This is a genomic window from Mesorhizobium cantuariense (genome assembly GCF_042647205.1).
GTDB classification, from domain to species: domain Bacteria; phylum Pseudomonadota; class Alphaproteobacteria; order Rhizobiales; family Rhizobiaceae; genus Mesorhizobium; species Mesorhizobium cantuariense.
The window spans coordinates 55207-77057 of the sequence record NZ_JBHRVD010000001.1 but is presented as its reverse complement, the minus strand read 5'-3'; the positions used below and the strand labels follow the sequence as shown (position 1 = coordinate 77057).

Annotated in this window: 15 protein-coding genes and 1 pseudogene; 7 read left to right on the top strand and 9 right to left on the bottom strand. The window is 62.8% G+C overall.

All coding sequences use genetic code 11. The features are described 5' to 3' along the window. The 5 genes and pseudogenes from ACFOJ9_RS00360 to ACFOJ9_RS00340 form a co-directional block, all read left to right on the top strand. Entirely contained in the window at positions 1-1584 is a 1584-nt protein-coding gene (locus tag ACFOJ9_RS00360; RefSeq protein ID WP_378976367.1) for a TIGR02677 family protein, read from the top strand. Next, positions 1581-2864 (top strand): TIGR02678 family protein, encoded by a 1284-nt coding sequence (locus ACFOJ9_RS00355; protein ID WP_378976365.1) that lies wholly within the window; start codon positions 1581-1583, stop codon positions 2862-2864. The genes ACFOJ9_RS00360 and ACFOJ9_RS00355 overlap by 4 nt, the downstream gene beginning before the upstream one ends. Further along, on the top strand, positions 2861-7027 hold the full coding sequence (locus tag ACFOJ9_RS00350) for a TIGR02680 family protein (RefSeq protein WP_378976363.1): 4167 nt from the start codon (positions 2861-2863) through the stop codon (positions 7025-7027). Before ACFOJ9_RS00355 ends, ACFOJ9_RS00350 begins: the two co-directional genes overlap by 4 nt. After that, positions 7024-8325 (top strand): TIGR02679 family protein, encoded by a 1302-nt coding sequence (locus tag ACFOJ9_RS00345; protein ID WP_378976361.1) that lies wholly within the window; start codon positions 7024-7026, stop codon positions 8323-8325. The genes ACFOJ9_RS00350 and ACFOJ9_RS00345 overlap by 4 nt, the downstream gene beginning before the upstream one ends. A 151-nt stretch (positions 8326-8476) precedes the next feature. Further along, positions 8477-8844 (top strand): annotated as a pseudogene (locus ACFOJ9_RS00340) (IS481 family transposase); the annotation flags it as partial. Positions 8845-8896: 52 nt separating this feature from the next. Here ACFOJ9_RS00340 and ACFOJ9_RS00335 read toward each other — a convergent pair. The 7 genes from ACFOJ9_RS00335 to ACFOJ9_RS00305 form a co-directional block, all read right to left on the bottom strand. Then, a complete protein-coding gene (locus tag ACFOJ9_RS00335; protein WP_378976359.1) occupies positions 8897-11050 on the bottom strand; it encodes a xanthine dehydrogenase family protein molybdopterin-binding subunit in 2154 nt (717 codons plus the stop codon). Between the two features lie 12 nt (positions 11051-11062). Next, positions 11063-11515, bottom strand: coding sequence for a (2Fe-2S)-binding protein (locus tag ACFOJ9_RS00330; protein WP_095082034.1), 453 nt, complete (start codon positions 11513-11515; stop codon positions 11063-11065). A gap of 301 nt (positions 11516-11816) precedes the next feature. Next, a complete protein-coding gene (locus tag ACFOJ9_RS00325; RefSeq protein ID WP_095082036.1) occupies positions 11817-12899 on the bottom strand; it encodes an LLM class flavin-dependent oxidoreductase in 1083 nt (360 codons plus the stop codon). Positions 12900-13200: 301 nt separating this feature from the next. Further along, a complete protein-coding gene (locus ACFOJ9_RS00320) occupies positions 13201-14802 on the bottom strand; it encodes an SDR family oxidoreductase (protein WP_378987474.1) in 1602 nt (533 codons plus the stop codon). Between the two features lie 211 nt (positions 14803-15013). Further along, positions 15014-15553: a nuclear transport factor 2 family protein gene (locus tag ACFOJ9_RS00315; RefSeq protein ID WP_095082042.1), complete on the bottom strand. Its 540-nt coding sequence runs from the start codon at positions 15551-15553 to the stop codon at positions 15014-15016. A 171-nt stretch (positions 15554-15724) separates the two neighbouring features. Continuing rightward, on the bottom strand, positions 15725-15970 hold the full coding sequence (locus tag ACFOJ9_RS00310) for a ferredoxin (RefSeq protein WP_378921966.1): 246 nt from the start codon (positions 15968-15970) through the stop codon (positions 15725-15727). Positions 15971-16014: 44 nt separating this feature from the next. Next, positions 16015-17232 (bottom strand): cytochrome P450, encoded by a 1218-nt coding sequence (locus ACFOJ9_RS00305; RefSeq protein ID WP_378921968.1) that lies wholly within the window; start codon positions 17230-17232, stop codon positions 16015-16017. Positions 17233-18471: 1239 nt separating this feature from the next. On the opposite strand from ACFOJ9_RS00305, the gene ACFOJ9_RS00300 reads away from it, so the two are divergent. Continuing rightward, positions 18472-19005: a peroxiredoxin gene (locus tag ACFOJ9_RS00300; protein ID WP_095082048.1), complete on the top strand. Its 534-nt coding sequence runs from the start codon at positions 18472-18474 to the stop codon at positions 19003-19005. 149 nt (positions 19006-19154) lie between these two features. Beyond that, positions 19155-20642 (top strand): RNA polymerase factor sigma-54, encoded by a 1488-nt coding sequence (rpoN, locus tag ACFOJ9_RS00295; protein WP_095082050.1) that lies wholly within the window; start codon positions 19155-19157, stop codon positions 20640-20642. A gap of 20 nt (positions 20643-20662) precedes the next feature. Here the strand turns inward: rpoN and ACFOJ9_RS00290 are convergent, their stop codons facing one another. Together ACFOJ9_RS00290 and fdxB are read right to left on the bottom strand one after the other, a co-directional pair. Further along, the gene (locus ACFOJ9_RS00290; protein WP_378921972.1) at positions 20663-21253 is read right to left on the bottom strand and encodes a nitrogen fixation protein NifQ; all 591 of its coding nucleotides are present in this window, start codon (positions 21251-21253) and stop codon (positions 20663-20665) included. Positions 21254-21283: 30 nt separating this feature from the next. Then, positions 21284-21598 (bottom strand): ferredoxin III, nif-specific, encoded by a 315-nt coding sequence (fdxB, locus tag ACFOJ9_RS00285; RefSeq protein ID WP_095082054.1) that lies wholly within the window; start codon positions 21596-21598, stop codon positions 21284-21286. Between the last annotated feature and the right edge of the window lie 253 nt (positions 21599-21851).

Sequence of the window (21851 nt, the reverse complement as noted above, 5' to 3'; positions counted from 1 at the left end):
TTGACTGAACGTGAGAACAAAGCAAAAACATTCAAAGTGGATTTGGGGAGGCAGCGATTGCCTGTGCACATTGCAAATGACCCGGCGGACCTATTTCGTCACGTTAGCGCCGAGAAGGCCGCATTCTACCGCTGCATCATGGACGTCTTCGCAGCGGCGAAGCGGCAATATCGTTTGCAGTTGCGGCCCGACGAAGTGCTTGCCGAAGCCCGATGGCCGGACGGGCCGCCGCGCATTGAGGACGTGAATACGGCGCTCACTCAGCTTACGGAATGGGGCAATCTTGAATCGCATCCCGACACCGCGCGGGTTGCCAGCCTTAGCGACTTCTACCGTGCACGCTTTCTCTATCGCCTTTCGCAGGGCGGCGAGGCCGTGGAATCCGCCTTGGCAGTGTTCGTACAGACCTTGCAGCGCCGCGCTGAGCTGCAAACGGTGGCGCTCGAGGATATAGCGAGCCGACTGCAGGCACTTCAGGCGCTGGCCGAAGCAACCGAACCTGACGCGGCCAAGATCCACGAAACGCTACGGGATCTCGTGCGTGTCTTCGAAAGTCTGGCCGAGAACGCCCAGGCGTTCATGGCCGGCGTCGCGCGCAGCATCGAGCTGCAGCAAGCCGAAGCAGGGGTGGTCGCAAACTACAAGAAGCGGCTGATCGACTATCTGGAGCGCTTCATGGGTGATCTGGTGCGCCGTTCCGACACCATCGCACGCCTCATCCTGGCTTTGGAGCCGGGCATCGATGCCCTGCTTGGACAGGTGGCCGAGCGCGAATCGCGTGACGCGGCTCCCGGCGGCGCACGGGATCAGGTCGAGGCGCGGAAAGATTACCTGCAAGCCTGGCGAGAACGCTGGAAGGGTCTGCGCGGTTGGTTTCTCAGCACCGGCCACGAGCCCCCGCAAGCCGAGCTGTTGCGGGCGCGGGCACGATCGGCCATCCCCCAGCTTCTGGCTGCTATCGCCGCGCTGAATGAGCGGCGCAGCGGCCGCAGCGATCGCTCTGCCGACTTCCGCATGCTCGCCGGCTGGTTTGCCGCCTGCGCAGACAACGGCGAGGCGCACCGCCTTGCGCGGGCCGCCTTCGCCCTCAATCCGGCGCGGCATTTCTCGCTCAACGCCAACGCGGACGCCGAGCTGCCGGCCAGCACCTCCTGGGCCGACGCCGCGCCGCTCAAGATTCACCCGCGTTTGCGCGAATACGGCGAAGCGGCCCCGCGCGGACCGCTGCCGCGCGTGCGAGACCGCGCCGAAGAGCGAGCGTTCCTGGCACTTCAGCTCGCGGAGGAATCGCTGCAGGTCGAAGCGGCGCGCAAGCGCCTCGCCACCAGCCGCCCGGCGCGGCTTTCGGATCTGGGGGAACTCGACATACATGCCTTTGGTCTGTTTCTGGGCCTGCTCGGGGAGGCGCTAAGCGAACAAGCCGGACCGGACACGCCGGTGGAACGCCAGACGGGCGATGGCTTACTGCACATCCACTTGAAGCCGCTTGCCCCCGACAGCCGCGCCACGATAAACACGCCGCATGGCGTCTTTGCAGGGCGCGACCATCTGATCACCATCACGCCCTTGCAGGACAGTCGATGACAGCGACGAACGGCTCCAACGACAGTCGCGGAATTGGCCTGCTGCAGCAGCGCTTCCGGCGCGAGGAGTTCCGCGCCTGCGTGCGCGCCCTGCTGATGACGCCGTTGATAGGCCCGGCACATGAGGATTTCGCCGTCATACGCCGCCAGGCCGAATCATTGCGCGAATGGTTTTCTCGCGAGACGGGCTGGATATTACAAGTCGAGCGCGAGGGCGCGCGCCTCTACAAGCGGCCAGGAGACGTGACCGACGCCATGCGCGGCCTCCCCGGCTACGATCGCCGGCGCTACGTGCTGCTTAGCCTCGCCTGCGCGGTGCTCGAACGTGCCGACCCGCAGATCACTTTGCGCCTGCTAGGAGAGAGGCTGCTGGAGCTCGCCGCCGAGCCGATGCTCGACTTCACCTTCGTTCTCGAGGCGCAACACGAGCGGCGCGAACTGGTTTCGGTGTGCCGCACCTTGCTGAGCCTCGGGGTGTTGCACCGCGTGGCCGGCGACGAAGAAACGTTCGTGCAGGCCGGAGGCGATCAGGCGGATGCGCTCTACGACGTGCAACGCCGCATGCTCGCCGGCATGCTGGCGGCTGTGCGTGGCCCGTCCACTTGGTCACCGGAAGAAGCGCCCAAAACGCTCGAAGAGCGGCTACGCGCCCTTGTCGGCGAACATGTAGCGGACAGCGAGGAAGGTCGGCGCACGGCGCTGCGCCACCAACTCGCGCGCCGGCTTCTCGATGATCCGGTGGTCTATGTCGAGACGCTGGACACGGAAGCCCGAGCCTACTTCTTCAATCAGCGCGGCGCAATGGCGGCTCGCCTGTGCGAGGCCGCCGGCCTGGTGGCCGAGCAGCGCGCCGAAGGGCTGGCGCTGGTCGATGAAGCCGGTGTGCTGACCGACGTCGCCATGCCGGCCGAGGGCACCGACGCCCACGTAACGCTGCTGGTTGCCGAACACCTAGCCACCGGCCAAAGGCAGCGCCGGGCGGATGGGGCCGGCACGGCACCGGCCACCGGCATGCGGGAGCACGACATTGCCGACTTCCTGCATGAGGCCAAGGGCCGGTATGGCCGCTACTGGCGCAAATCGGCGCGCGAGCCCGGCGCCGAGCGCGAGCTCGCCACCATTGCGATCGATCGATTGGAAAAGCTGCGACTTGCCGTGCGGATGGCGGGCTTCATACAGCCCCTGCCGGCGCTCGCGCGCTTCGCGCTGGGCGAGGCTGAGATTCGCGAAAGCCGCGGCGCCTCGACCAGGGCAGCCGGCCTTCGATTGGAATCGACATGAACCTGTTCGCCTTGCCTCCGGAAAAACCCGCCTTGCCGATGCCGACGCGGCAGCGCTGGCAGCCTCTGCGCCTGGGTCTGGTGGAGCTCTTCCACTACGACAGCGAGGAATTCTGGTTCCGCGACGGCCACCTGCTGCTGCGGGGCAACAACGGCACCGGCAAGTCCAAGGTGCTGTCGCTGACGCTGCCACTGCTGCTCGACGCGCAGCTCAAGTCTTCGCGCATCGAGCCCGACGGGGACGGCAGCAAGAAGATGGCCTGGAACCTGCTGATGAACAGCTATGACCGGCGCATCGGCTATACGTGGATCGAGTTTGGCCGCGTCGCGGAAGACGGCACGCCACGTTTTCTCTCGCTCGGCGCCGGCCTTTCGGCAACGGCGGCCCGTCCGCAGGTCGATAGCTGGTTCTTCCTGTTGGAAGACACCGACGGCGCGCCGCGCATCAACCAGGATCTGTGGTTGACGAGCGCGCAGCGTGTCGTACTGACCAAGGAGCGCCTGCGCGACGCGCTCGATGGTCGTGGCCAGGTGTTCGACACTGCAGCCGGCTACCGCCGCGCCGTCGACGAGCGCCTGTTCCATTTGGGCGCCAAGCGCTACGACGCGTTGATGGACACGCTGATCCAGCTTCGCCAGCCGCAGCTTTCCAGAAAGCCGGACGAGACCGCGCTTTCGAATGCCCTGACCGAGGCCCTGCCGCCGCTGGCGCCCGAATTACTCGGCGACGTTGCCGAAGCGCTTGGACAGTTGGAGGAAGACCGTCGTCAGCTCGACGAGTATCAGGCCCTGGTCAAGGCCGTCGGCCGTTTCGAAGAGCGTTATCGCATCTACGCCGGCACACAGACCCGCCGGCAGGCACGCTTGTTGCGCCAGGCCCAGACCGAGTTTGACAACGCCAGCCGGACACGAGGCGAAGCCCAGGTCCGGTTTGACGAAGCCCAAGCGCAAGAAACGCTGGCACGAACGACCCACGATGATGCGGAGATCGTGCTGACGCGAGGGCGCGCGCGTCTCGACACTTTGCGTTCCGACCCGACGATGCAGGACGCCAACCGCCTCGAAACCGCCGAAAGAGACAGGGCTGCACGACTGCAGGCGATGCAGAAGGCCACGGCGGCCGTCGAAGAGGCGGGCCGACGGCTGGGACTCAGCACGCAAGAAGCCGGACGCGCAATCCAGCGCGCGGACCAGGCCGAACGCGCATTGGCCCATCTGCGCCTGGAAAGTGCGACGCACGCCGATGCGGCGGGCATCGCTGGCCAGCATGCTGGAAATCCCCTCGCCACATCGCAAGCTTCCGCGCTGATCGAGCTGACGCAGCATGCTTTCGACGGGGCCTGCGGCGAGCTCCGCAACCTCGTTGTCGGCCGGCGTGAGCAGATTGCCCAGTTGCGTCGCCGCCACGACGAAGTCGCGCGGGCCGAGGCCGCCTATGCGCGGCGCTGCGAAGTCCAAGATGAAAGGCGCATCGCAGCTGAAGAGGCTGCCGAAAGTCGGACCCAAGCCGACACTAAGTTCGAACAGCAAGGCCGTGCTCTGGTGGAGAGCTGGGACCGCTATTTTATCGGCCTAAAACAATTGCTGGTCGATCCCGACGGCAGATCCGCGGCATTGACGGCCCTGGCGGAATGGACAATAACGCTCCAAGGTGACAACCCCACCCTCCGGCTTCTGCAAGCGGCATATCAAGGGGCCAGCCTTTCGCTGACTCAGCGTCGCGTAGCGCTCGACGGCCAAAGGCAGGCGCTGGAGATGGAATACGACACCCTGAAAGACGAACGCGGACGCCTGGAAGCCGGCGACGAAATGGCGCCGCCCCTGCCCTATACGCGCGATGCCTCTGTCCGCGATGCACGTCAGGGCGCGCCGCTCTGGCAAGTGGTCGATTTTCGCGGCACGGTGGCTGCCCCGCAACGCGGCGGCCTTGAAGCCGCGCTCGAAGCCGCCGGGTTGCTGGACGCCTGGATAGCGCCTGACGGACGCCTCCAAGCCGGCGATGGCGGCACCCTACCTTACGATACGCAGGCTGTGGAACGACAAAAGCACTCTCCATCGCTCGTTGACTGGCTGGAAGCCACCGTCTCGGCCGGCTGCGTCGTGCCAGCCAACATCATCGAGCGCGTGCTGTCGGGCATCGCCTGCGCGGACGACGATCCGATCGACAGCGAGGCCTGGATCGCCCCCGACGGCCGCTTCCGCCTCGGCGCATTGTCCGGTGCGTGGGGCAAGCCAGAGGCAGTCTACATCGGCCACGCGGCCCGCGCCGCAGCCCGCGGGCGGCGGTTGGCCGAGATTGCTGGCCGCCTCGCCCAACTCTCCGTTGAGTTGACGGATGTGCGAGCCAAGGTGGAGCAGCTCGCGCTGTATCGGGAACAGGCCGACGAAGAGTGGCGGCTTGCGCCCGCCGACGAGGCGTTGCGGGTCGCTCATTTGACCGCCACCGCTAGCGCCCAAGCCGCGCGTCTCGCCAGCGAAAAGCTGGCCGAAGCAGACACACGGTGTCGCGAGGCCGAACAGGCGCTCACGGCAGTGCGCGAGCAGCTTGCCGCGGATGCCGTTGACCAGCGCCTGCCCGAAATACCCGAAGCGCTGCCTGCCATCCAAGCAGCGCTCGATCATTATCGCGATGCGCACGTCCGGCTCGAACAAGTGGCCCATGAGGTCCGTCTGGCACTGCCGGAGCGGCAACGTCAGCGTGCCCGCGAGAGTGAGGCACGCCACGATGTGCGGCAGCGCGAAGAGGAACTCGCGACAGCCCGTGTTGAAGCGGAAGACGCCTCTGCTCGGCTCGACGTGCTGCGCGAAACGGTCGGCGCCAAGGTCGAGGAATTGCAGCGGCAACTGACCGATGCGCGCCGTGTGGTCGAAGCCGGTGAAGCCGCCCTGAAGCTCGCCGGCGAAGCCTGGCGCAAGGCAAGTGAGGCGCGTGCGGTTGCCGGCCAGCAGGCTGAGACGGCGAACCTCGTTCTTCAGCAGCGCGGCGAGGCCCGCGCCAAGGCGATCTCCACATTGCAGCAATTCTCGGGCACGGGCCTGCTGTCGGCCGCCCTGCCGCATGTTGAAATGCCCGACATGAGCGTTCAGTGGACGATCGACCCGGCGTTGACGCTGGCCCGCCGCGCCGAACAGGATCTGTCGAACCTCAAGGACGACGACGAGGCGTGGGCGCGCGTCCAGCGGCAGACAGCTGAAGAACTGACCGAGCTGCAGCGCGCGCTTGGCGCGCTCGGCCACCAGGCCCAGGCCGACCCCAGCGATTGGGGTTTCAGGGTGGATATCGTCTATCAGAACCGGCGCGAACGGCCCGACCGCCTTGCCACGCGCCTCGCCGAAGAGATCGCCCAGCGCAGCGAACTGCTCACCGCCAACGAACGGGCTGTTCTGGAGAACCATCTGCAGGCTGAAATCGCCGCGGAAATCCAGCGCCTGTTGCAGGGCGCCGAACGTCAAGTCGACGCCATCAACGGCGAGTTGCACAAACGCCCTACCTCCACCGGCGTACGCTATCGCCTGTTGTGGCAGCCACTGCTAGAAGAGGAAGGAGCGCCGGTGGGCCTCGACGTGGCGCGCAAGCGCCTGCTCAACACCAGCGCGGACCTTTGGTCGTCAGGCGACCGGAGCGTCGTCGGTGCGATGCTGCAACAGCGCATCTCCGCCGAGCGGGAGCGCGCTGATTCCAGCGGTGGAAAAGACAGCGGCGGGACCTTGCTCGACCAGCTGGCCCGCGCCCTGGATTATCGCCACTGGCACCGCTTCCGCGTCGAACGCTGGCAGGAGGGACATTGGCGCAAGCTTTCCGGACCCGCCTCGAGCGGCGAGCGGGCGCTCGGTCTGACGGTGCCGCTGTTTGCTGCGGTCGCCAGCTTCTACAGCCAGGGCAGCCACGTCCTAGCCCCGCGGTTGATGCTGCTCGACGAAGCCTTCGCCGGCATCGATGACACAGCACGCGCGCATTGCATGGGTCTGATCCGCGAGTTCGATCTGGACTTCGTCATCACCAGCGAGCGCGAGTGGGCGTGTTATGCTGAACTGCCGGGCGTCGCCATCTGCCAGTTGCAGCGGCGCGAAGGTATCGACGCCGTGTTCGTGTCGCGATGGAGCTGGGACGGCCGGGAAAAGACGTCCGAGGCCGATCCCGATCGCCGATTTGCGCCAGCATGAACGACCAGGCCGACCCGCGACTTCAACGCCTGCTCGGCGGTGAGCACCTCGCCTTGCTGCGCAAGCGGCTGCGCCAACGCTTCGAGCGCGCTCCGCTCGGCGGCACTGTCGATCCTATTCGCGTCGCCGGGCTTAGCGCCGAAGAACACGCAACACTGGCCTCGCTGCTCGGTCGCCCGCAGCGCCGCTCCAAGTCCCTACAAATCAACGTCCGCCAGGTCGATGCCGACCTGTTGCACTCCGGCATCGCCACGTCCCTGCGCGATGCGTTGGAAAAGCTCGACGGCCCCATCGTTCATCTCGCCGGGATGCGCCTCCATCTGCAAACAGTGTGGTCCGGTGTAATCGAGGGTTGCAGGCATTCCGGCTTGGCCAGCTTGCTGCTGACACCGGAGGGCATCGGCCTGCTCAAGCGGATCGCTCGGCGGGATGCGATCGCTGCAGCGGAGCTTTGCCGACGCGCCGAAGAGGTGCTGCGGTACCTGCCGGCGAAAGGCATCACGCGTTCGCAATTGGCTGCGGACGTTCTGGGCGATGCCCATGCGCTTGACAACGGCCGCGGGGTCGCGACACTCGTGTTGGCAGTCTGGCGCCAGACCGCCACGCCCGCTGATGACCCGGCCGCACCCGTTGCCAACGAAGATGGCAAGACGATACGGAAATCGAGCGAGGACATCGATCTGATCCCGGCCGGCGGTGCGGAGCGAGTCCGCGAGACGTGGGCCAGAGCAGGGGTTCTGGTCAATGAGCTGGCACGCCCTGCCCTGTCCCTGAACCTGCCGACAAGCGGGACAGAAAGCGATCGTTGGCGCTTGGGAGAGCCAGCCTATGCATCGCTGCGATCGCTGCTGCGCTCGCCGCCCCGATGGGATGCAACGGGCCGTAACGTCTACGTGTGCGAAAATCCCAACCTGCTCGCCATCGCCGCTGACCGATGGGGAGCTGGCTGCGCCCCGCTGGTCTGCACCGATGGTATGCCAGCGGCTGCCCAACGATGCCTTCTGGCCCAACTCGCGCAGGCGGGCGCGCGCCTCTACTATCACGGCGATTTTGACTGGCCCGGATTGCGCATCGGCAACCACATCATGCGCGAACATGGTGCCGAGCCATGGCGCTTTGGCGCCGTCGACTATATAGCCGCCGTGCGAACAGCTCCGTGCCTGGCCCACCCGCTTGGAGGAAAGGCGGTCGAAGCAGCATGGGACGGAGCGCTGACGCTGGCCATGCTTCAGCATCGCGTGGCCATCGCCGAGGAGGCCCTGGCTGCCTCGTTATTGCAGGATCTTGATGATCGATAAACCTGATTTCTATATCCTCATAGCCCATCGCAAAGGGCAAAAGTTTAGACTTAATCTGGCAGACGGTGTCATAAAGCTGAACCGAGAGCCGAGGCCGGGCGCGGAGTGGTCAGGGTTCGCAGCGCCCGGCCTCGGCGTGAAAGATTCCGAAATGACCAAGGACCAAAAGATCATCCGCGCCAAGGTGGGGCTGTTGTAGCTCGCCAAACAGCCCGGCAATGTCAGCCAAACCTGCAAGATGATGGGTTATTCGTACGACAGCGTAGGAGACGGGCGGGAGCTGACTCTGCAGGAGATGACGCGCAAGAAAGCCGCTGCTGCCCACCGACGCTCCGGAGGTGGAGACGATCATTCTCGAATTGTCGCTGGAGCTGCTGGCCTTAGGTCAGATCCGCATGCCATAAGGCTGGCGAGGAAACGCGGCCACTCGGTCTCGCCTCCGGGGTGCGCGGGGTGTGGCAGCGGCACAATCTCGAGACGATGAAGAAGCGGCAGAAGGCGCTGGAGGCCAAGGTTGCCTGGGATCTCGACCCGCAGAGCTTCTCCAATTAACCCTATACCCTGAAAGCGGTCAGATAGATTTGAGGACTTTGGTGTCTACGGGCAGCGTGCGGATGCGCTTGCCCGTCGCCGCGAAGATCGCATTCGTTAGGGCTGGAAATACCGCCGCGGTTCCAGCCTCGCCCATCCCCCCAGGCGCTTCGGCACTGTTGACGAAGTGTGTCTCCACTACGGGCACTTCATCCATTCGCATCGGAAGATAAGTGTCGAAATTGCCCTGCTCCACCCGCCCGTCCTTCAGCGTGATGGCGCCGTGCGAGGCAGCCGTCAGGCCGAAGATGCAACCGCCTTCCATTTGAGCCGCAATCGTGTCGGGATTGACCTGCAGCCCGCAATCGACCGCACAGACGAGCCGATGAACCTTGACCGTGCCGTCGGTGCCCACCTCGACCTCCGCCACGGTCGCCATGTATGTGCCGAAGGCGAATTGCACCGAAACGCCCCGACCCTGCCTCTGGGGCATCGGTGCTCCCCAACCCGCCTTCTGCGTGGCCAGCGTCAGCACGCCAAGCGCACGCGGATTGTGGCTGAGCAAGGCCTTGCGAAACTCGACAGGATCAGCCTTCGCCGCCGCTGCCAGCTCATCGATGAAGCTTTCGACCACGAAGATATTATGGGTCGCACCAACGCCACGCCACCAGGCGGTGGGAACGGCCGGCGGCTCGACCCTCTTGAATTCAACATGAATGGCAGGAAATGCATAAGGCGGTTGATCCGCTCCCTCGACGCCGTCCGGATCGACACCATTCTGCATGCCAGCAGGAAAATAACGCGCCGTCACCGACGATCCGCAAACGCGGTGAGTCCAGGCAACCAGCTTGCCAGATGCGTCAAGCCCGGCCGACAGCCGGTCATAATAGTAAGGCCGATACATGTCGTGCTGGATGTCTTCCTCGCGGCTCCAGATAACTTTGACTGGCCCGTCCACCTGCTGCGCCACCTTAACGGCATGCTCAATGCCGTCCACCTCCAACCGACGGCCGAAGCCGCCGCCGATCAGATGATTGTGGATGGTGACGGCTTCGACAGGCAAGCCGGTGAGCTGCGCTGCGGTCGTCTGCGCCATGGTGGGCACTTGCGTACCGACCCAGACGTCGCAAGCATCCTTCTTCACATGCACGGTGCAATTCATCGGCTCCATGGTCGCGTGCGCGAGGAACGGCAACTGATAGACAGCTTCCAAGCGCCGGGTCGCACCAGCCAGCGCTTTCTCGACGTCACCTTCACTGCGCGCTACAGCTCCGGGTGTCTTCGAAGCCTCCTTGAGCTGGCGGATGATGTCGGCACTGTTGACAGTGGCGTTCGGCCCCTCGTCCCACTGGATCGCAGCCGCATCGAGGCCTTTCTTGGCAGCGCCCATATGGTCGGCGACAACCGCCACAGCCTGATCGGTCAGGACGACCTGATGGACACCTCTGACAGCCAGAGCCGCTTTTTCGTCGACCGATTTCGGTTTGCCGCCAAATACCGGCGAGATGGCGATTGCGGCGATCTTCATCCCGGGAATTTTAGTGTCGATCCCGAAGACAGTTGTTCCATTGACCTTCCCGGGTGTGTCGAGCCGCCTGTGAGGCTTGCCGATGATTTTGAAGTCCTTCCGATCCTTGAGGGCTACGCTTTCGGGTGCGGGTGCCGGCAGGGTGCCTGCGGCATCGACAAGCTGGCCATAGGCGAGATGGCGGGATCCAGATGTTTCGAAAACCGAGCCGCTCTCGGCGCGACAGGTCTTGGGATCGACGCCCCATTTTTGAGCCGCGGCTTCTAGCAAGAGAGTGCGGGCAACCGCGCCTGCCTGGCGCAGCGGCATCCAGAAAGCGCGGATCGAAGTCGACCCGCCGGTGCTCTGAGGCCCAAACAGAGGATTGCCGTATAGCGCGTCGCTCGCGGGCGACAGTTCGAGGCGAACCTGATCAAGGCCGACGTCAAGCTCCTCTGCGAGCAGCATGGCGTGCGCGGTGTGGATCCCCTGCCCCATCTCGGCCATGGGCATCACCATCGTGACGATGCCCTGGCGATCGATACGAATGAAGGCATTCGGCGCGAAGCCTGGTGATGCTTGAGCCGCAGCCCTTCGAGGCGACGACGGCAGAGAAAGCGCGACTACGAGACCTCCCCCGGCTGCGAGAAAGTTGCGGCGGTTTAGACGGAGCGACCTGTCGAACATTAGCCTCTATCCTCAAGCGGTCGCACGATGGATGGCAGCACGAATGCGCTGATAGGTGCCGCAGCGGCAGACATTGCCGGACATCGCAGCGTCGATATCAGCGTCGGTGGGCTTCGGTGTGGCTGCAAGGAGAGCGGCAGCCGACATGATCTGGCCGGACTGGCAATAGCCGCATTGCGGCACGTCGAGATCGATCCAGGACTGCTGGAGCGCTTTACCCTGCGGCGTCTCGCCTATGGCCTCGATTGTTGTGATGGAACTCTCCCCGACGCTGTCGATCGGGGTCTGACAGGCGCGCACAGCCTGTCCGTCGAGATGCACCGTGCAAGCACCGCATAAACCGGCACCGCATCCGAACTTGGTACCGGTCATGCCGAGGACATCGCGCAAGACCCACAGCAATGGGGTATCACCATCGGCATCGACCGTGTGAACAGTACCGTTGATCTTGATGTTGGTCGTCATACGGGCCTCGTGTGGAGAGTAGGGTTTGAATTTTCAGTAAGCTGACGGGACAGCGGTGACCGCTCGATCGTGGTTGTCTTCTAATTGGTTTTGGAGCCTTGCAGCACGCTCTCGCTGCTGAATCGCACATGCGGATGGGTGTCCGCCAATTTGGGTTGTGGTGCATGATGGCTGTGAGGCGTTCCGATGGACCTTCGACGGTGCTGAAGATGCTCGTAATGTGCAAATGCATGGCGGCCAGCGGTGTCCGCCGTTGGGCAGTGCTGCCCGATGCCGGCCAGGGCAAGCCAATGGCAGCAATTCAATTCAAGTCGTTGCGAACTTGCAAGCTGCCAGCCTCCGAGGGGCCGAGCGACTTGTTGACCGCCGGGATGATCTTGTCTCCCCAGAGCTCGATCTGGCGTAGCATCGTCTTTTGATCGAAATCCCCCAACTGAGTCTGAATTGCGATCTGGTCCGGTTTCAAGACCTCCATCTCCTCCAACAGCCGATCAATCACGCGATTGACGCTGCCGATCGGCAGGTTCTCGCGCATGGTCTTGAACGACAGATCCTGCTGCGTCGGCGTTTCCTCCAGCAGATAGCCGTCCTGGCTCTGCTGGCGGCGCTGATGCAGTGCTTCAGACAAACGGCGCTGGAAGCGGGCATTGTCGAGGTAACAGTCGATCTCCGCTTCGTCGTCGCTGGCGTAGCAGCAGCGCAGCAACGATATCTTGGCGTCCGTGACATTCTTGCCCTCGGAAGCCGCCGCCTTCTCGATCGAATCGCGCAGAGTGCTCAAAGTCTCCAAGCCGTTGTGGAATGCTGTGACAAAAAAATTATGTCCCTCACGATAGGCCCGGGCCATCCTCTCGGACCCGCCAGCGATCCAGATCGGCGGAGTCGGCTTCTGGACGGTGCGCACCGAAATCGCCGTCGGCGGTATCTTCTCATACCGGCCGTCGTGCTCGAAGATTTTTTGGTTGAGGCCCTTCAGAAGGATGTCCAGATATTCCGAAAAGACCGCCGGCGCCTCATCGATATTCACGCCGAAACGCTCGAACTCGAACTGCTGGTATCCCAGGCCGACGCCGAGTTCGAGACGACCGCTCGCAACGATATCGGCGAAGCCGATCTCGGAAAGCAGGCGCTGGGGTTGATAGAGGGGGAGCACGCAGACGGCGGTGCCGAGGCGAATGGTGTCCGTCAAGCCGGCGCAGTGCGCCACCATCATCAAGGGCGAGGGGATCAGGCTGTAATTGTTGAAGTGGTGTTCGGCGAACCAGGTGGTGTCGAAGCCAGCCTGTTCCGAAAGGACGACCTGTTCGATTGAGTTGCGGATGACGCTGTCGGATGATTGATGATAGCCGCGCTGGGCGGCCAGGATGAAGGTCGCGAATTCCATGGTGTTTCCTTTGTCTGCAGAGGGGGGGTTTGGCCGATAACGGTCGCTCGAAATGTGCAAACAAGGCGTTGGCCGCGGTTGATCCAAGCCCTTGTCGGCGGCGTAGTCTTGCGCCAACCCGCTTGCCAGTGGGCGGCGGCAGGCGCGCCTGGAGCGGTTGGGACTGCATCGACCGGTTCGGCGGCGATGACATCTTCGATCGCAGACAGCGTCGCGGGCCCGACGCGCTGAATGGGCGTGAAGGCTTGGACGCCCTCGGCTTCGATGAGCCGCAGCGCGTTGCCTGGCGAATGATCGACAATCAATGCCCGACCTCCGCAAAACATTCGTCATAGAGTTCGCTGGCGTTTCCCGCATCACCGAACGAGGTCCAGCCGCCGTCCACATAGAGGACCGAGCCGTTGATGTATGAGGCGTCGGACGAAGCAAGGAAAAACGCCGCGTGTGCGATGTCTTCCGGCCGCCCCATCCTGCCCATCGGTATGCGTCGTCCGATCGCTTTGGAGTCGATGCGGCCAGCCTTGGCCAACTGGGCAACGCCAGGCGTGCGGATGTAGCCAGGAGCGACGGTTACTGTCCGAATGCCGACCGGCCCGAGTTCGGCCGCCATGCATCGGGTCAGCATGTCCATCCCGGCCTTCGAAGCGCCGTAAGCATGGCGCGGCGCGACAGGGAGAAAGCTGTAGATCGATCCGAGGTTGAGGATCACGCCGCCAGCGCCCATCGCCTTGATCGCCTCGCGCGCGCAGGTGAAGGCGCCGGTAAGGTTTACACCAAGGACGTGTTCAATATCTGCCGGGATTTGTTCGATACCCGCCGCAAAAGTGTCGGCGACGGCAGCACCGTTTACAAGGACATCGACGCGCCCGAAGCGTGCCCGCAGCTCCTCGAACAGCGCCACCACTTCGCTTTCGACGGCCACATCCACGGATTTCGCCAGGTTCTTGCTGTCGAGCGATGCAGCGAGCACCGTCGCCGCATCGCGATCTCTATCGGCAATCACGACGGTGTCACCGTTCGAGGCAAAGCGGCGAACGACGGCCGCGCCTATGCCATTGGCGCCCCCGGTGACGAGCACGATTCGCGCGTCGGTGCGTTCGGCCGGACAGGAGAGTTCGGCTGGAGGCGTCCCATCCACCGGTGCATACGCATCCCCTGGCTGGTTGAATGACATCCAACCGCCGTCGACCGCCAGCACCGATCCCGTGATGTAGCGCGCCTCCCTGCTGATCAGAAAACGCACGGCGAGGGCGATCTCGACCGGGCGCGCCAAGCGTCCCATAGGCACGCGGCGACGCACCGCCGCGAGGTCGATCTTGCCTGCGCGTTCCAGTTCCGCGACCATCGGCGTGCGCACGTAGCCCGGCGCGACAGCCGTCACGCGGATGCCGCGAGGAGCCCATTCGCATGCAAGCGACTTCGTCAACGAGATCAAGCCCGCTTTCGAGGCTGCGTAGGCGTTGCGCTTGGGGTTGCCGACCACGCCCGCCATGGAAGCTAAGTTGACGATGACACCGCCCGGCCTCATGCGCCTTGCCGCTTCGCGAGCCATGACGAACGGCCCTATCAAGTTTACTGCCAGGTCGCGCCGGAAGGCATCGACACCGGTGTCGACAGTCGCAGCCATGGCGGGTCCAACCGCGGCGTTATTGATGAGAACGCCGATCTGCCCGAACTGTGCTTCGATCCGGCCATAAAGGGCGAGGACATCCCCCTCTCGCGAGACATCGCATTCGAGGCCGAGATGCGGGCAGCCGAGGCTACGGGCAAGTTCAACCACGCCGCTGCCCGGAAGGTCCACCGCAACAACAGTCTCTCCCTCGCGCGCAAGAAGATCGACCAAGGCACGACCGATGCCGCCGGCGGCGCCTGTAATGATGACGATGCGTCCTGCCTGCTTCATGCGCACTTCTCCGCGACAGCCCTCAGTGATCTCAGCCCATCAACGTTGGGTGGTACAACCGGCCGGGTCACGTCCCGATGACGGCCAGTTGCGGCCCAGATAGACGTCGTGCTTTCCGGCAGCGGTATTTTCACGGGGCGGGCTTTCGCCGGGATGGCTATGGCATTGCAAGGTTGTCCCCACTGCTGATGCGGATCTCCGGTTCGAAATCTCAGACGGCAACATGGACGCCACGCTTTCCGAGCGCATAGACCGGATCGTGCGGATACGGTGCTCCAATCGGCCGCCGCGGGCCGAACCGTTCTGCCTCGGCAACCGCTGGTGGGGTCTGCTCCTCGCACCAATCGTAGACGACCGTCCGTTCCGCAATCCGCCACTGACCTTCCCTCTTCTGAAACAGATCGCAGTAACGGCCGCACAGCAGCGTCTGGCGTATTTCTCCGTCGTTGTCCGGTCCCCGTTGCAGGGCAGTAAAATAGCTCTCGACCGTGGCCTCTGCCCGACTAGTGAATTCGATCAGGATGTTCGCGATCTGATGGATGTTGCGCGGTCCGGTCTCGAACACCGCGAGCGCAAACCGAATGAAGCCGTCGGCCGAGCCGCAATAGGCCCCGTGATTGTCTTGCGCATCGGGCCAGTACGAACTGCGCAGCGCCGCCTCATCGGCGCGGTCTATCCCGCGGCAGTACCGGTAGAGGCAGTCGCGGATTGCCTCACGGTCGGTGAGTTCGATTATTTTTTCCTGGTCCATCGGCTCTGTTGCGAATCCTGAGATTGGAAGAGGCGTTTCGCCACCCTGCTGGCGTTTGGGCAGTGGAGCACCTCGATGTCGCAGATATGCCCCTTGCGCGGTTGCACGCGGACAGCGGTGGGACAGGCCGCGCCAGCCTTTTCCAGTGTGCGGTCCCATCGCTCCGCGCATCTAAACTTGCCGGGCTGTCGGTTGGACGGCGTCCAGTTCGACCTGCGCAGCCGGAGCGTGGTCGACTTCCAGCGCACGTTCTGGGCAGGACCTCGCGGCTCGTAACGCAAGCAGTTGCTCCGCCTCCGCAACCTCGATGTCACCGGGCAGGATGGAGCCTTCATCGTCAAGCTTAAAGATGCCGGGCGCTTGCGCCCAGCAGCGCGCGTGACCCTGGCATTTGGCAGTATGGACGATGATGCGCATGGTGCTGTCTCCATTGTCTGCGCCGCGTCTCGGAGCGGCTTTGCTCAGGACCAGTCCAGGATCAGATTTTCGATTCCGAACAAATGGCCGCCATGGGCGATGGGCGCCGTACTTTCCTTGATCCGAAAGGCCGGGATGCGCGACAGCCACTCCTCCAGACCAATGACAATCTCCCGCCGGGCAAGGTGTGAGCCGAGGCAGCGGTGGGGACCGTAGCCGAACGCGGCGTGACGATTTTCCTGTCTCGCCAGATCGATCGTGTTGGGGCGTTCGAATTCCGTCGGGTCACGATTGGCGATCATCGTGGCACAGGAAACATAATCCCCCTTGCGGATGGGCGCGCCCTCGAAGTCGATATCTTTCTTCGCCACGCGGATGATCTGCACCGTTGGATAGGCGCGCAGCAATTCTTCGGCCGCGGGCGCGATCCGGTCCGGTTCGCTGCGCAGCCATTCCTGCTCTTTGAGGTTGCGCGCCAGATAGGCGAGGTCAAAGCCTAAGGCTGCTGCAACTGTGTCAGCCCCCGCGACGAACAGAAGCACGCCCACGCCACGGACTTGCTCATGGGTCAGCGGTCGGCCCTCGACCTTGGCCTGAACGACAAAGGTCATGAAATCGTCGGCCGGTTCCTTACGGCGAACGGCTGCAAGTTCGTCGATGAACGCCACAATTGTGCGGGCTGCCACCTGTCTTTTCTCATCGTCGCCGTGCAGCAGATCTTTGCCCCAGGCCACGAATGTATCGAGTCGGTGATCGGGTAGCCCAAGAAAGCTAAGAAAGATGCTGACCGTGAAAGGAACGGCAAAATCCTTCATGACGTCGCAGCTTGTGCCGGATGCGACGATCCTCTGGATCAGCGCGATCGCTCGTTCGCGAACAGCCGGTTCCAGCACCAGCACCCGCTTGGGCGAAAGCAGCGGACTAAGTAGTGAGCGGAACACGCCATGGGCCGGCGGATCGAGTTCAAGTGGGATCATCGGCCAGTTTTCGCCCAGCGCGGAGGCGAAGATGCTGCGATGGCTGGAAAAGGTTTCGGCATCCTGCAGCACCCGGCGCTGATCTTTGGCGCGAGTGATGACCCAGGTGCCCTGGCCATCGCGCGTATTGTAGGGAGAATAAAAGATCGGCGGTCCTTCGTGAACGCAAGCGACCGCTGCGTGCGGATCCCCATTGGGCGTCGGCAGCATGCCAGGCGACGTGAACAGACTGAAGTCCCTCACCATTTCGGGCGGGACATGATCTGGAACTGGGTTGGGGGCCATTTTGACTTCTCCTGAAACGTCAGGCGTTCTTCCGCTCGGTCGAGATCGCACGGCTGGTCATAAGGTCGATCAGCAGCATGTTGCACGTCCCGGCTCAGTGCCTCGAGATTTCCGTTTCGCGATGCAGCGCCTGCGCGCAAGCGCGGATGAGATTGGTTGCGAACTCATGCAGGCAGGGTGTCCACGTCGTCCTTGGTCCATAAAGCACCTCAGCCGCCTACTAGCGTTTAGCTGACAGACTGGTCAAACCCCGCTGAGCTGCGAAGCCCTGCTGATGACCACTCTGACAAGATCATCGGAGCAAGTTGCGTGCCGATTAGCGTACCGTTTGCGTTGCACCGCTTGCACCGCGTTGCGGGCTTGGCGACCCTTGGTCGCCTTGCTACATTCTTGTCCGACTTCGGACACAAGAACATGTGCGGTCAGACACGCACGGCAGCGCAAATGAAGATATCTCGATCACCGCGACGCGAGCCCCCGCGTCCCGGCCCTTGGGCACTAGCTAGAGCTGGAGGGCGGCAAAGACCTCTTCGATGCGGGTAGGGAATAGCAACAGCGCGCGATCTTAGATGCTGACAGGTGTCTTCGCAGAACGCCGCGCATGCAGGAACACAATAGAGAAATAGACTCGCGCGGTCGCTGCAGTCCCCGCCGGTGTACGGTAAGGCATCGGTCCGGCTGTCCGGAAACGGTTGGTCTTTCCCGAACCGGCGCAGAACTGCCGATTCTCCAACGATACTGCAGTCTTGCCCGATCCGGGTGACCAGTCGATTGTTCCGCGCCTGTCGGCTACGCACGGCGCTCCTGCACAAGCCCAAAAAGGTCTTCGCAAAACTCGTCAGATTCACTGCCTTCGAGGGGTTGGCATGGCGCTTGCTCTTCGTCGTTAGAGCCCATCAAGGCACCAAGAAGGCAACAACGAACCATGGCTGAGACGCGAAGCTCCATACAAGCGCCCCAGGAGATCGTACCGATTCCGGGCCCACATCGGGACGCCGTCCCCTCCAGACATCGATGGTCGGTGGCTACTTTGCACATGAGTGCTTCGAGGTCGACAGGCCAAGGCATGGCGCTCGCCCAATCGCGGTTTGCCAGCCCTGCTCGGCGTGTGAGCGCCGGCGAGACGAATAGCCAACACGCAACTGATAGACCGAATGATCGGCGAGCCAGCCCCAGCCCGGTGTCGCGTCAGCCAACCGAGAAACAATGCGCCACCCTTCAATTAGAGGAGAAACATAGATGACCGTTAAAAAGAAGGTTCCCTTCGTCACCTTTCGCACGCGTGTTCGCGACAAGTCGATCGAGGGGCCAAATCCATACCGCTGGGAAGACAAGACATCCGACGACTATTTCAGCGGCAAGCGCGTCATCCTGTTCTCGCTTCCTGGCGCCTTCACCCCGACCTGCTCGACCTACCAACTGCCCAATTTCGAAGAGCTCTATGACGAGTTTCAGAAGGAGGGGATTAACGCCGTCTACTGCGTCTCCGTCAACGACGCCTTCGTCATGAATGCGTGGGCGAAGTCCTTGGGACTGGAGAAGGTCGAGCTTATCCCGGACGGCAAAGGCGAGTTCACGCGCAAGATGGGTATGCTGGTCGCCAAGGACAATCTGGGCTTCGGCATGCGCTCCTGGCGCTACGCGGCCCTGATCGAGAATGGCGTGGTGGAGAAGTGGTTCGAGGAGGAAGGCTTCTCGGACAACTGCGAGACCGACCCCTATGGCGTCTCGTCCCCGCAGAACGTTCTTGAAACGCTGAAGGCCGCCGCATGAACCTTGTGCATGTCGCCCAAAGTGCGCAGCGGGGACATGCAAAGATACAAGACTCTAAAGCGCCTCGCCTGAGGCCCTCCAGCCGCGATGCGCTTTAGAGGGGTCGACGTTTCAATGCCCAAGGGTTCCCTCGAGAGGATCCGCTAACCATGCAACCCACAGCAAGCCTGCTTCAGCGCCAGCAGCAATCCATGGTGGCATCGCCTCAACTCATTGAGTCGATACGCTTGCTGCAACTGGCGCATGCCGAACTGCATCAGTACGTGGAGCGGGAACTCGAGAAGAACCCGCTGTTGGAAACAGCGTCGGACGACGAGGGGCCTGTCGGCGACGCTTCCTCGAATTCGGAGAGGGATCCGCAGGTCGGCGCAGGCGGCAACAACGTCGACGGTCCGATCAGGGCCGGTTCCCCGGATCGGGTCGGGCAACGGAAATCACAGCGCAACACGACGAACGATGCGACGGGAAGTCGCCCTGCCCCCGAGGAATTTGTCGCCCTCACCGAAACCTTGCATGACCATGTCGCTCGTCAGATCGCCCTCACCGCATTTACACCGCAGGAGCGGCTGATTGCTGGCCTGCTTGCAGCTGATCTGGAAGACACTGGCTACCTCCGGGTAGACCTCTCGGATCTGGCCGGCAGCCTAAACATCCGGGAGGCTGATGTGGAACGGGTTCTCGGAACCTTGCAACAGTTTGATCCACCCGGGATTTTTGCGAGAACTCTCAGCGAATGCCTGGAAATACAGTTGCGCCAGCGAGACCGGTTCGACCCCGCGATGGCAGCTTTGGTTGCCAATCTTGACAAGCTTGCGCGACGTGATTTTCAGACCTTGAAGCAGCGTTGCGGCGTTGATGAGGACGACCTGCTCGAGATGTTGCATGAAATCCGTGCGCTCGACCCCAAGCCTGGAAACCGATTCCAATCCGGAGAGCCCCAATCCATCATACCCGACGTCTGGGTCATGCCCTCGCCCGGAGGTGGATGGCATATAGAACTTGATCCAGAGACGCTGCCCAAAGTGTTGATTAATCAGACCTATTTCGCCGAAGTCTCACGCCTGACCGCCAAAGGTTCGAAAGATCAAGCATTTCTCAACGAGTGCCTCGAAAGCGCGAACTGGCTAATCAGAAGCCTCGATCAGCGCGCCAAGACGATCCTGAAGGTTGCGGCTGAAATCGTCCGCCAGCAGGATGGCTTCTTGGAACATGGCGTCGATCACCTGCGGCCTCTCACTCTGAAGACTGTCGCTGACGCGATCAAACTGCATGAGTCGACGGTAAGTCGAGTGACGTCGAACAAATACATGCTTACGCCGCGCGGCGTGTTCGAACTGAAGTATTTTTTTACTGTCCCGATCGCCTCCTCGCAAGGCGGCGACGCGCACTCCGCCGAGGCGGTTCGTCACCGGATCAAGGCGATCATCGCACTGGAATCGCCCAAAGACGTACTTTCTGACGAGGACATCGTTCTCCGGCTCAAGGAAACCGGTGTCGACGTCGCGCGACGCACAGTCACAAAATATCGCGAAGCGATGAACATCCCCTCCTCCGTGCAGCGGCGGCGGGAAAAGCGCTTATCGCTTAATGGCGATAAACCCTTGCCGCCTCGTACCCATGACGGTAGCGCTCCCTAAACGGAAATCGATCCCGGGCCTTATCCGCGGCTTTCGCCTTCCTCAGCGCCGAAACAATTTTCGAAATCATTGCATTGTCCGCAACTGGGCGCGGTGCACAGCGAAAAGCCTTCGGCCTCGCAGAGCTTGCGGTAAAAGTACTTTTTCCATTTCATGTTTTGGGTGTTTCCGGCCGCCAGCCGCGGAAAATGCGTGGCAAGCAAGCGGCTGAGCTCGGCACGATTGAAAAGGCCAAGGTCTTGCCAGAGATGGTCGTTGCGCATGGCACGCCGTGCGATGATCTTGGCGAAACGGGCGCCCGACGGGTCTCCTGGCCGGGCATGCGCGAGCAAGAGATCGCGCAGAAGTTCTTCCTCCAGGCTCGGCTCGGGGTCGCTCGCCTCTTCCAAGGCGAAAGTGTTGATAGCAGTTGCGGGGAAATCGCGGGCCAGGACATCCTGCAACTCGGCGCGCGAAAGGCCGGTTGCCTCGGTGGCCGTCGTGCCGCCGGCCTCAACCTCCTTGAGCGCCCGCGCGAAGATGCAGGCAAGCACATGCTGGTCAAACCCCGTGCCTATCTCAGCCCACGGCCATTGGCCAGTGCCGCGGCAACCGTGGTGATGGGCAAACATGGTGCCGTTCTCCCAGTCTGTTGCGTCAGATTATGGGGCGACCTGGTCGGCCGCGACATGCGTCTGACAGTTCTTCGGGCAGACGCGAGCGCAGGCGCCGCATCCGATACAGCGGCCGGCATGGTCGACCACCATGATCATGCGATTGAGCTCGCCGTCGAAGTCATCGTCCTCGCCGTCACAGATGCCAAGGATCTCACCCTCGTCATCGACGCCGTAAAGGTGCATGACCTCGCGCGAGCAGACTTTGAAACAGCGGCCGCACCCGATGCAGGTCGTGCCGTCGATAGCGGTCAGATATTGCGGCATCCATCCGGAACCGTCGCGGGTGACGAAAGCGTTCATGGTGAATTCTCCGGCCCAGCGAGTTCTCTTGCAGCTACCGAGCACCCTTCGTGCCAGCGCGGCCGAGTAGTAAGATGAGCGCTGCGTTCCCGCCATATCAACAGCGATGAAGGCCAGGGACGTTTTATGTCGGAATCCCGAACTGGTCTCAATCGGGCTCTGATCCGGTTCAGATATTGCATCGTCTGCAGGCCATCAATCACGCGATCCAGCCGGCCGATGCGCAGGTTGTCATGCACAGACTGGACGATAG